The 11,450-nt window shown below is 43.2% G+C and carries 6 protein-coding genes and 3 pseudogenes; 5 read left to right on the plus strand and 4 right to left on the minus strand.

The features are described from left to right. A pseudogene (locus L655_RS1000000127675) lies at nucleotides 1-246 on the plus strand (hypothetical protein); the annotation flags it as partial. A gap of 68 nt (nucleotides 247-314) precedes the next feature. Here the strand turns inward: L655_RS1000000127675 and gcvP are convergent. The 4 genes and pseudogenes from gcvP to L655_RS0102720 form a co-directional block, all read right to left on the minus strand. Continuing rightward, nucleotides 315-3,211 (minus strand): annotated as a pseudogene (gcvP, locus tag L655_RS01000000124920) (aminomethyl-transferring glycine dehydrogenase). Between the two features lie 175 nt (nucleotides 3,212-3,386). Then, on the minus strand, nucleotides 3,387-3,776 hold the full coding sequence (gene gcvH, locus L655_RS0102710) for a glycine cleavage system protein GcvH (protein ID WP_002958029.1): 390 nt from the start codon (nucleotides 3,774-3,776) through the stop codon (nucleotides 3,387-3,389). 73 nt (nucleotides 3,777-3,849) lie between these two features. Beyond that, nucleotides 3,850-4,932, minus strand: coding sequence for a glycine cleavage system aminomethyltransferase GcvT (gene gcvT, locus L655_RS0102715; protein ID WP_024604021.1), 1,083 nt, complete (start codon nucleotides 4,930-4,932; stop codon nucleotides 3,850-3,852). A 117-nt stretch (nucleotides 4,933-5,049) separates the two neighbouring features. Then, the gene (locus L655_RS0102720) at nucleotides 5,050-5,649 is read right to left on the minus strand and encodes a hypothetical protein (protein ID WP_024604022.1); all 600 of its coding nucleotides are present in this window, start codon (nucleotides 5,647-5,649) and stop codon (nucleotides 5,050-5,052) included. A gap of 126 nt (nucleotides 5,650-5,775) precedes the next feature. On the opposite strand from L655_RS0102720, the gene L655_RS0102725 reads away from it, so the two are divergent. From L655_RS0102725 to istB, 4 genes and pseudogenes are all read left to right on the plus strand, one after another. After that, nucleotides 5,776-6,621, plus strand: coding sequence for a LysR family transcriptional regulator (locus tag L655_RS0102725; protein ID WP_002958025.1), 846 nt, complete (start codon nucleotides 5,776-5,778; stop codon nucleotides 6,619-6,621). 212 nt (nucleotides 6,622-6,833) lie between these two features. Further along, a pseudogene (locus L655_RS01000000124925) lies at nucleotides 6,834-8,875 on the plus strand (TonB-dependent receptor). A gap of 180 nt (nucleotides 8,876-9,055) precedes the next feature. After that, the gene (istA, locus tag L655_RS0102735) at nucleotides 9,056-10,600 is read left to right on the plus strand and encodes an IS21 family transposase (protein WP_024600838.1); all 1,545 of its coding nucleotides are present in this window, start codon (nucleotides 9,056-9,058) and stop codon (nucleotides 10,598-10,600) included. Between the two features lie 14 nt (nucleotides 10,601-10,614). Continuing rightward, nucleotides 10,615-11,370: an IS21-like element helper ATPase IstB gene (gene istB, locus L655_RS0102740; protein WP_024603886.1), complete on the plus strand. Its 756-nt coding sequence runs from the start codon at nucleotides 10,615-10,617 to the stop codon at nucleotides 11,368-11,370. The last annotated feature ends 80 nt before the right edge of the window (nucleotides 11,371-11,450 follow it).

Below are 11,450 nucleotides of genomic sequence, written 5' to 3' on the forward strand. Positions count from 1 at the left end.
CTAAGTATAGGGCGTTGCGCTATTTTGCACGCTGACCCACCAATACTGCCGAAACAGGTTACGGTTAGTTGTGTACCTCTAACTTCTTATGGCTTCCTTCAGACCCCACCGTTGGCCAGTGACGCCCTTGCCATTCAGATTATCTTCCCCTTAGTCAGGGTGATAAGGCATCTTTCAGCCTATCGGGTTTGCCAGCTTCGCTGGGCAAACAAAAAAGCCGTTGCATTGCTGCAACGGCTTTTATAATTTTGATAAATTTCCGGACTATAGTGGAACTTACTACCCATTAAAGGTCAAAAAATTAGTCTCTGCTCTTAATCGCGGTAAGTCTCAACCGCAGGGCATGAACATACTAAGTTACGGTCGCCGTATACGTCATCAATACGTGTAACGGTTGGCCAAAACTTGTTTTTAGCCACGGCAGGCACTGGGAATGCAGCGTAAAAACGGTCGTATGCGCGGTCCCATTCGTTACCTAACACGTCACCTTGTGTATGCGGTGCAAACACTAGCGGGTTGTTTTCGATTGACCATTCGCCAGAAATTACTTTTTCAATTTCGCCTTTAATTGACACCATTGCTTCGATAAAGCGGTCAATCTCACCTTTTGATTCAGACTCAGTTGGCTCAATCATTAATGTGCCAGCTACTGGGAACGACATAGTTGGTGAATGGAAGCCGTAATCTTGCAAGCGCTTAGCTACGTCCATTTCAGTAATGCCTGATTGCTCTTTAAGCGGGCGCAGGTCAACAATACATTCGTGAGCAACACGGTTGTTACGACCACGGTACAAAATTGGGAAGTACTTGCTTAGCTCATGTGTTAAGTAGTTAGCATTAACAATGGCCATTTCAGTAGCTTGCTTTAAGCCCTCTGAACCCATCATGGTGATGTAAGCCCATGAAATAGGTAAAATAGCGGCTGAGCCGTAAGGCGCTGCNCTGCCGATACCGCACCGTTACCGATGTTAGTACCTGGTACGTTAATTACGCTATGGTTTGGCATAAACGGCGCAAGGTGCGATTTAACACCAATTGGGCCAACACCTGGACCACCGCCACCGTGTGGAATACAAAACGTTTTATGCAAGTTTAAGTGCGATACGTCTGAGCCAATAAAGCCTGGGCTTGTTACGCCAACTTGCGCGTTCATGTTTGCGCCGTCCATGTAAACTTGGCCGCCGTGCTCATGAATAATGTCACAAATTTCGCGAATTGTTTCCTCGTATACACCGTGCGTAGACGGGTATGTGATCATGATGCACGATAAGTTTTCAGACACTTCCTCAGCTTTCGCTTTAAGGTCGCTCATGTCTACGTTACCGTTTTTGTCGCAGTTAACTACCACAATTTTCATGCTCGCCATTTGCGCTGATGCAGGGTTAGTACCGTGCGCAGAGCTTGGGATTAAACATACATTACGGTGTGCATCGCCGCGTGATTCGTGGTATTTACGAATCGCGATTAAGCCTGCGTATTCACCTTGTGCACCAGAGTTTGGCTGAAGTGATACTGCATCGTAACCGGTAATGTTTACTAGCCAGTCGTGTAGCTCGCCAATCATTATTTGGTAACCCTCTGCTTGATCTAGCGGGCAGAATGGGTGAAGGTTTGCAAACTCAGGCCACGTAATTGGGATCATCTCGGCAGTTGCGTTTAGTTTCATGGTACATGAGCCTAACGAGATCATTGAGTGATTAAGCGATAAGTCTTTGCTTTCTAGTCGCTTAATGTAGCGAAGCATGTCTGTTTCGCTGTGGTAGCTGTTAAAGTTTGGATGCGTTAGTACTTCATCGTCACGTACTAAACTTGCAGGGATAGACTCACTGCCATTTGCTTCAACGTCGGCCGCAATAGCGTCAACACTTAGGCCATGGCCTTCGCCTAAAATAATATCGAATAACTCAGTAATATCGGCACGTGTTGTTGTCTCTGATACCGAAATTGAATACTCGCCTTCGTGATTTGTTGCAAAGTTTACGCCTTTTGCAATTGCACGCGCTATTACGTCGTCTTTGCTGTCGCTTACTACTGTTAGTGTATCAAACCAAGTGCTGTGCTTAAGTGCGATGCCTTTAGCTTTAAGACCACTTGCTAAAATATCAGCAAAGCGATGTATACGCTGCGCGATAGTTTTTAAGCCTTGTGGGCCGTGGTACACCGCGTAAAACGCTGCCATGTTGGCAAGTAATACTTGTGCTGTACAAATGTTTGAGTTGGCCTTGTCGCGGCGAATGTGTTGTTCGCGCGTTTGCATTGCCATACGTAGTGCGTCGTTACCTAAACGGTCTTTAGATACACCAATAATACGACCTGGTAATGAACGTTTGTATGCGTCACGTGTTGCAAAAAATGCAGCGTGTGGACCGCCGTAACCCATAGGTACGCCAAAACGTTGAGCCGAACCAAGTACTACGTCTGCGCCTAGTTTACCCGGTGCTTTTAATAGTAATAAACTCATTATGTCGGCAGCAACACAGGCAATGGCCTTTTTGCTTTGTACGCCAGCAATTAGGTCAGTTATATCTACCACTTCGCCTGATGTAGTTGGGTATTGGAACAGTGCACCAAAAATATCGTGGTTTACGGCATCGGTGGCTTTACCTACAATTACTTCAAAACCAAACTGCTCAGCACGGGTGCTTACTACGTCGATTGTTTGTGTGTGTACGTCGTCGGCAATAAAAAATGCATTGGCTTTTTTAGCTTTTGATACGCGTTTTGCAAGGCCCATAGCCTCTGCAGCCGCTGTTGATTCGTCAAGTAGTGATGCGCTTGCTAAATCAAGACCGGTTAAATCTAGGGTCATAGTTTGGAAGTTTAATAATGATTCTAAACGCCCTTGTGCAATCTCTGGCTGATACGGTGTGTACGCTGTATACCAACCTGGATTTTCTAGTACGTTACGTAAAATTACGTGCGGTACGTTAGTTGGGTGGTAGCCTTGGCCAATGTACGATTTGAAAACTTTATTTTTGCTTGCTACTGATTTTAGGTAGCTTAGTGTTTCAACTTCAGTACGGCTTTGTCCAACTGTTAGCGGTTGTTCTAGACGAATGCTAGCCGGTACAGTTTGGTCAATGAGCTCTTGCACACTCGATACTTCTAAAGCACTTAGCATATCGCTTACTTGTGCTGGGCTTGGCCCAATATGGCGGCGAATAAAATCTTGCTTTTGCTCTAGTTCTTCAAGAGATTTGGCGTTTGACATGTGTCCAGATTCCTATGATCCAAAAAATGTGGCTACTGCTGATGGGTAAACAGCAATAACTTAAAATTCTTATGATTTAACAGCCTACTTTGTATGGAAAAGTTAACTGTAAAATCATAAAAGCCCCGATATCTAAATAAAACACGCGGGGCTTTTAGTTATCTACAAAGAATAATTATTCTTCGTCGATAGTGTGCGAGTAACCTTCAGCGTCTAATAAGTTGTCTAGCTCAGACTCGTCAGATGCTTTAATACGGAATAACCAACCGTCACCGTAAGCGTCGTTGTTTACTGTTTCTGGTGAGTCTTCAAGTTCTTCGTTAATAGCAACAATTTCGCCACTGATAGGTGCGTAAATGTCTGATGCTGCTTTAACTGACTCTGCTACTGCACAGTCTTCGCCAGCGTCTACTTCGTCGCCAACTTCTGGTAATTCAACAAATACCATGTCGCCAAGAAGTTCTTGTGCATGCTCAGAAATACCAACAGTAAATGTACCGTCGCCTTCGTTACGAACCCACTCGTGTGAAGGTGCGTATTTTAACTCGCTAGGAATGTTGCTCATTTTATTTGTCCTTTGGTTTATATTGGGAGGATATCAATCACTGTAATTACACTGATTGATATAACCAAATTATTTAAATTATTGATTTACCGTTACGTACAAAGCTAGGCTTTACTACTTTAACGTTTACTAATTTTTTACGCATTTCTACTTGAGCTGTATCGCCTGTTGAACGTGGTACACGTGCAAGGGCTACACTAAAACCAAGTGTTGGGGAGAAAGTACCAGAAGTAATAATACCTTCACCACCATCAACAATTACTTTTGAACCGCTACGCAAAACGCCTTTTTCTTCAAACACTAAGCCAACTAGTTTGTCAGTGCTTTTTTCTGCGCGTTGCTTAACAAGTACGTCACGGCCAATAAAGTCGCGATCTTCTGGTTCCCATGCAATGGTCCATGCCATGTTAGCTGCAAGTGGTGATACGCTTTCGTCCATATCTAGGCCGTAAAGGTTCATACCTGCTTCTAAACGTAGCGTGTCGCGTGCACCTAAACCAGCAGGCTTAACACCTGCGTCTAGCAGTTGTTGCCATAAATCGGCTGCTTGGTCGTTCGGTACTACTATTTCGTAACCGTCTTCGCCAGTATAACCCGTTGTGGCAATAAATAAATCACCTACTTGAACACCAAAAAATGGCTTCATACCTTCAACAGCTGCTTGTTGCTCAGCATTTAAAAGAGTGGCTGTTTTTGCTTTAGCGTTAGGGCCTTGTACTGCAATCATTGCAAACTCAGGGCGCTCTGTAACAGTTACGTCAAAGTCGCTCGATACGTTAGCTAAATGCGCTAGGTCTTTTTCGCGCGTTGCTGAGTTAACAACTAGGCGGTAAAAGGTTTCGCTAAAGAAATAAATAATTAAGTCGTCTATTACACCGCCTTGCTCGTTAAGCATGCCTGTGTAAAGCGCTTTACCTGGTACGGTTAATTTTGCAACGTCGTTAGCTACTAGCTTACGTAAAAATGCTTGTGCTTGAGGCCCTTTAATATCAACAATAGTCATGTGTGATACGTCAAACATACCTGCGTCGGTACGCACGCTATTGTGTTCTTCTATTTGTGAGCCGTAGTTGATTGGCATTTCCCAGCCATGAAAATCAACCATTTTAGCGCCCGCTTCTAGGTGCTTAGCATGTAGTACAGTTTTAGAAGTCATAACATTCCTTCACGTTTAAATTAACCCTGTTTAGGGCGTGGCTTAAATAGACTTTAATTGCTTAATCGCAATTAAAAACAGGTAAACATTGTTATGTTCACCTGTTGTTTGTATTCGTTATGCGGCTTCACTATGCATAAGTGCAAAACCTTGCGCTTGCATGTAGCTTTGCCATTTTTGTAATTCTTGTTGTTTAGCGACTAATACAAAGTGTTGTTCGTCGTTTTTATCAATGGCGGTAATAAATACATCACCACTTTGCGCACCGTAGCATAGTTGCGCATTTGATAAGCGCAAACCGGGTGTTAATTTAAAAGCATTTACTAGAGTATCAAACGCGTTGTCGCCACTTAAAATAAAGCTTGCTAGGTCGGTGCGTACTACATAATCAATATCAAAACGTAATTGCTGCTCGTTTATAAGCGCTTGTAGTTGAAGGCTTGCGTTGTGTGGTAGTACGAATCTAAAGGCGGTTTCGCTAAAGTAATAAACAGCAAAACTGTAGTCAGAATTATAGTCGCCATCAAGCGTGCCTTTTAAGCCTAAACCGCTGGCGGTAAGCTTAGTTAAATCAAGGCCTAAAATAGTGCTTAAAAATACACTGGTTTCGGTTCCGCTAAAATCCATTACAACGTGATTGTTGTTAGTTTGCAAAGCGTTAGTAACCGCACTACTTGCGTTGCTGTGGCGGGCAAACATTATTGGGTTAAAAGTCATAACAAACACCTGTGTATTTTCGATTATAAAAGTATATTGCCCACGTCTATCAACAACAAATTGTAATTATTTATCAATTGATAAATAATACTTATATATATGGCTATATAAATTGTAATTTTAAATATGAAAAACATATCAACAGACGGTTTACGTACTTTTGTAATGGTAGTTGAAATAGGTGGCTTTGCTAAAGCAGGCGATTTACTTGGCCTGTCGCAACCTGCTGTAAGTTTGCAAATCAAGCGCTTAGAAGACGTGCTTGGCTATAAACTATTTAAAAAACAAGGGCAGCGCCAAGTATTAAACCAGTACGGCGAGCTATTATTGCCTATGGCAAAACAAATGATGCAACACAACGATGCTATTTTGCAGCAGTTCACCTCAGAAAACATCGCAGGTAAAGTGCGCTTGGGTATTCCTAGCGAATTTGCAGCGCGTATTTTACCCTCAATTATTGGCGACTTTGTGGCGCTCTACCCTGAGGTGTCGTTAGAGGTTAAGTCGCGTTTAAGTAAGCATTTGCTTTCGGCTTCTCGCCAAGATCAGTTTGATTTAGTACTTGCGCTAAATGAGCGACTCAACTCTGATAAGTTTCCTATTTTTATGCAAGACGAACTTGTGTGGGTGGGCGACCTGTCACTTGCGCATAATGAGGTGGTTACCCTAGTTACCGCACCAGAGGGGTGTATTTATCGTCGCCGTGCTACTGATGCATTAAAAAGTGCAGGCATTAAATACCGAATAGTTTATAGCAACGCCGATTTAACCGGCCTTATTGCTGCATTAAAAGAAGGCTTAGGTATTACGGTACTTGCCAAAAGTACAGTACCGAGTGAGCTTAACTATCAGGTTCAAACCAAGCATTTACCAGCTCTTGGTAATATTGGTATTAGCTTGGTTAAAAGTTCGGGTGAGTCGGAAAATGCGGTAGATAAACTCGCTGAATTTATAGCTCTACGCTTGGGCTAGCGCTTACGTAGCACATATAATTCGTTCAGCCTTTATAGCTAGTAAAGCAATTACAAAATAATACAAAAGAAACAATTTAGTTAATTAAGTTGCATAAGCAGGTGTTTTTAGTTCTATTAAACTGAATAATTAAATAGTTAATAACATTGATTCGTATTCGTTAACGTGTTCAAATTGCGCCAATTAAGATAATTGACATGATTAGGAACACAATGACCCCTAAGTTTTTAGTATCTACTTTGGCAACTGCGGTTGCTTTGTCTTTTAGTGCTACTGCAATAGCAAAAGACACCAGCAATAAAGAACAACGCTTTGAACAAATTACTGTTATTGGCTCTCAGCAAGCAATTAACGATATTCCTGGTTCGGCTACGTTTATTTCTGAAGAAGAACTTCAAAAATTCCAGTTTACCGATATTTCTCGCGTTTTAGCGTCTGTTCCGGGCGTTTACGTGCAAGAAGAAGACGGTTATGGCCTTCGTCCTAATATTGGTATGCGCGGTACAGGTACTGGCCGTAACGATAAAATATCAGTAATGGAAGACGGTGTATTAGTTGCACCAGCACCATATTCAGCACCTTCTGCATACTACTTCCCTACTATGGGTCGTATGGAATCTATTGAAGTATTAAAAGGCGCAGCCTCAGTTAAGTACGGCCCGCGTACTACAGGTGGTGTTTTAAACTTACTTTCGCGCAGCTTACCAACTGAGCCGATAGCTCAAAAGGTATGGTAGATGCAGCCCTTGGTAGCGACGGTTACTACAAAGGCCACGCTTACTTTGGTAAAGAAAAAAATAACACAGCGGGTTTAATTTAAGTATTTACTTACGGCGCAGACGGCTTTAAAGAGCTGCCAGTAGGCAATGACAACACCGGCTTTGAAAAAACAGATTTACTATTAAAGTTTGGCCATACGTTTGGTCAAAACGATGAAATGAATACGCGCCACAACGCATACCAACTTAACTACGCGTACCGTTTTGGTGATGGCTATGAGTTTTTAGCTACGGCTTACTTAAACGATTTTCATCGTAACTGGTATAAAGCCAGCAGCGTAGGCTTAAGTACTCTTGAGCAGTACAGCGATTTTGAAGCAAACCCTACAAGCGAAGGTATTGAAGGTATTGGCGTTAAAGCTAATAACCGCGACTACCAAGCTAAAGGTATTCAGTCTGAATTACATATTCCTGCAGGCGATCACTATGTGACTGTTGGCGTACGTTACCACGAAGACGAAATGGATCGTTTTCAGTGGGAAGACAAATACACACTTAATCAAGACCTAAGCTTAACACTTACAGAGCAAGGCGTTCCGGGCTCTGATAGCAACCGTGTAGATAGCGCAGAAGCAAGCACCTTGTTTATTCAAGATGAGTGGACAATTGATGCATTAGTAGTAAGTGCAGGCCTTCGTTATGAAGACATTACTATTACGCGTGAAGAGTGGTCTAGATCAGATCCAACACGCAGCAACGGTTTAACTAAAGATGTGTCGAACGACACTGAAATTTTAGTGCCGTCACTAGGTGCTACATACACGCTTAACGAAAACGTAACGCTACTTGCGGGCATTCAAAAAGGTTATGCACCAGCAGCACCTGGTAATGCTGACCAAGAAGAAGAAGAAAGTGTAAACATTGAGTTTGGCTCTCGCTTTAATATGGATGGCTTTAGCGGTGAAGTAATTGCCTTTTACTCAGACTACGACAACATGCACGGTAACTGTACTGCAGCGGTTGGTTGTAGCGACGACAACATTGGCGACCAATACAACTACGGTGAAGTAGAAGTAGCGGGCTTTGAATTTAGTGCAGCACGTACGTTTGCAACTGATACAGCTATGTTCCCAGTTAAATTAACGTACACCTACACAGACTCTGAGTTTAAAAACGATTTTGATTCAGAAATTTGGGGCGCGGTAGAAAAAGGCGATGCAATGCCTTACGTACCAGAAAACCAAGTAGCGTTATCGTTAGGTGCTGAGTTTTCTGCGTTTGTAGTTAACAGCCAAATACGTTACGTATCTGATGCGCATGCTAACTTAACTGAGTCGGGCTTAAACGCAATTGATAGCCGCGTAGTATGGGATTTAGCTGCTAAATACTTAATCGATGAAAATCAAAAAGTATACCTAAGCGTTGATAACTTGTTTGATAAAACATACGTTGCTAACCGTTCAAACGGTGGCATTCAACCAGGTAAGCCGAGGACTGTACAGATGGTGCATATTCCGGAGCATCGTGAACAGTGATTCCGGCCCATCGTGAACACCCGTTCTGGTTTTAGCGTGAACGCTCATTCCGGTTTTATCGTGAACACTTTTGACTGATTTTCCGGAATCGGTGTTCACACCAAACCAGTACAATTTCAACGCATTGATTATTAATTACTTTGTTAAGCTATTTCCTTTTTGTATTACTGAGGAAGGGATATGGCGACTAAGAGGATCACAATGCGTAAAATTCGAGAAGTGTTGAGGCTACATTTTGCTGCCCAACTCAGTGTCAGAAAAATAAGTGCCAGCACTAAGATCAGTGTCGGTGGTATTCAAAAACTACTCACTAAAGCCAGAGCTTTATCGTTAAGTTGGCCACTGCCCGACGAGCTTGATGATTCTGTGCTTGCTAGTCAGTTCTATCCTCGCGCCGACACTCGGCCATCCCAGCGATTTGAAGTGCCAGATTGGCCAGCCATTCGAAAAGAATTAACGGGCAAAGGCGTCACCAAGAACTTACTCTGGGAAGAATATACTCAGCAATATCCGAATCGTTGTTACAGCTATTCTCAGTTCTGCGATCGCTACATGACCTGGCTTAAAAAGCAAAAACGTTCGATGCGACAAGTGCATAAAGCAGGAGAAAAACTCTTTGTCGATTATGCGGGTCAAACGATGCCCATTGTTTGTAATGCGACGGGTGAAGTGAAGTTCGCCCAGATATTCGTGGCGGTGATGGGCGCATCAAATTATACATTTTGTGAAGCAACCTGGAGCCAAAGTCTACCCGACTGGATCGGCAGTCACGTGCGAGCATTTGAATTTATCGGCGGTATACCTGACATGGTTATCCCCGATAATTTACGCAGTGGTGTCAGTAAAGCGTGTCGCTACGACCCTGATGTTAACCCGAGTTATCAGCAATTGGCCGCGCATTATGGCACCGTGATTGTGCCTGCTCGTCCCAGAAAACCACAAGATAAAGCCAAGGCCGAAGTGGGCGTGCAAATCATTGAACGCTGGATACTCGCCAAGTTACGACACCAAACCTTTTTCTCATTAGCTGAGCTAAACCATTGCATCAAAGCCTTACTGCTTGAGGTCAATAATAAGCCCTTTAAGCAACTGAGTGGGACACGACAATCATGGTTCGAGTCAATCGACAAACCCGCCCTCGCGCCCATGCCCAAACTAGCTTATCAATTCACGGATATTAAACACGTCAAAGTGAATATTGATTATCACGTTCAGTATGATAACCATCTTTACTCGGTACCCCATCACTTGGTGGGTGAAAAGCTTGAACTTCATGCCAAAGACAACTTGATTGAGGCTTATTTCAAGCATAAACGCATCACCAGTCACCCGAGAAAATATCATCCGGGCATGACCACCACATCCGAGCACATGCCTGTAAAGCATGAGAAGCATCATAAATGGTCACCAGGGCGTTTAATGAATTGGGCGAAAGATATTGGAGATGACGTTTTGCTCTGGGTGAAAGCACAATTGGCACAGAAACAACATGAAGAACAAGCGTATCGTGTGTGCTTAGGCTTACTCAACCTATCAAGAAGCTATCCCGCCGATCGGCTCAATAACGCCTGTGCGATAGCCAATCAATACAGTTTATATCGGTTAAAACATATCAAAGACATACTCAGTAGCAACCAAGATAAATTGCCGCGAACGCAAGAAGAGCCGTCGACGTTATTGCCACAATCCCATGAAAATATCCGTGGTCCTAAAAGCTTCCATTAAGGTAAGGAAATTCTATGTTAGAACAAACGATAACTCAGCTTCGTCAACTCAAACTCAGTGGTATGGCCAACGCCTTAGTGAGCCAAATAGAACAACCAAGTACTTATGAAGGGTTGTCCTTCGATGAGCGACTACAACTGCTAGCAGACAGTGAAGCCCAAGACCGAGAGAGCCGAAAACAACAACGCTTACTTAAAGCGGCAAAACTTAAATTAGCCGCTAACGCCAGAGACATAGATTATCATCACCCGCGAGGTCTCAATCAATCGATGATGGCATCGCTACTGCAATGTGATTGGCTGAATAAATCACAAAACTTACTCATCACAGGCCCTTGCGGTAGCGGTAAAACCTATATCACTTGTGCGCTTGCGCATACAGGATGCATGAAAGGCTACAGCGTTAAATATTACCGACTCTCAAGGTTGATGCTTGCGCTGACACAAGCCAAAGCAGATGGCACTTACAGTCGAATGTTACAGTCACTCGCTAAGATCGACTTACTCGTTTTAGATGATTGGGGGCTTGAGCCACTTAAAGCGGCACAACGAAATGACTTAATGGAGATCATGGATGATAGGCACGGCAGTTCATCAACCGCCATCATCAGTCAATTACCCACCGAAGAATGGCATCAATCCATCGGCGATAATACCTTAGCCGATGCCATTTTAGATCGACTAATGCACAATGCTCATCGGATAAAATTAAAGGGGGAGTCTATGAGAAAAATTCAATCTAAAATTGACCATCGTGAACACTTAGGTTAAAAATGTCATGAACCCAATGCGTGGAATTTAAGTGTTCACGATAAAACCGGAATCGGTGTTCACCATCACCGGAATACGCA

This window comes from Pseudoalteromonas sp. TAE79 (genome assembly GCF_000498015.1).
In the GTDB taxonomy this organism is placed as follows: Bacteria; Pseudomonadota; Gammaproteobacteria; order Enterobacterales; family Alteromonadaceae; genus Pseudoalteromonas.

What these genes read in the sequence shown, in the direction of transcription:
- gcvH (WP_002958029.1), bottom strand. Translation starts at nt 3,776, where the DNA reads ATGAGCAACATTCCTAGCGAGTTAAAATACGCACCTTCACACGAGTGG.
- gcvT (WP_024604021.1), bottom strand. Translation starts at nt 4,932, where the DNA reads ATGACTTCTAAAACTGTACTACATGCTAAGCACCTAGAAGCGGGCGCT.
- L655_RS0102720 (WP_024604022.1), bottom strand. Translation starts at nt 5,649, where the DNA reads ATGACTTTTAACCCAATAATGTTTGCCCGCCACAGCAACGCAAGTAGT.
- L655_RS0102725 (WP_002958025.1), top strand. Translation starts at nt 5,776, where the DNA reads ATGAAAAACATATCAACAGACGGTTTACGTACTTTTGTAATGGTAGTT.
- istA (WP_024600838.1), top strand. Translation starts at nt 9,056, where the DNA reads ATGGCGACTAAGAGGATCACAATGCGTAAAATTCGAGAAGTGTTGAGG.
- istB (WP_024603886.1), top strand. Translation starts at nt 10,615, where the DNA reads ATGTTAGAACAAACGATAACTCAGCTTCGTCAACTCAAACTCAGTGGT.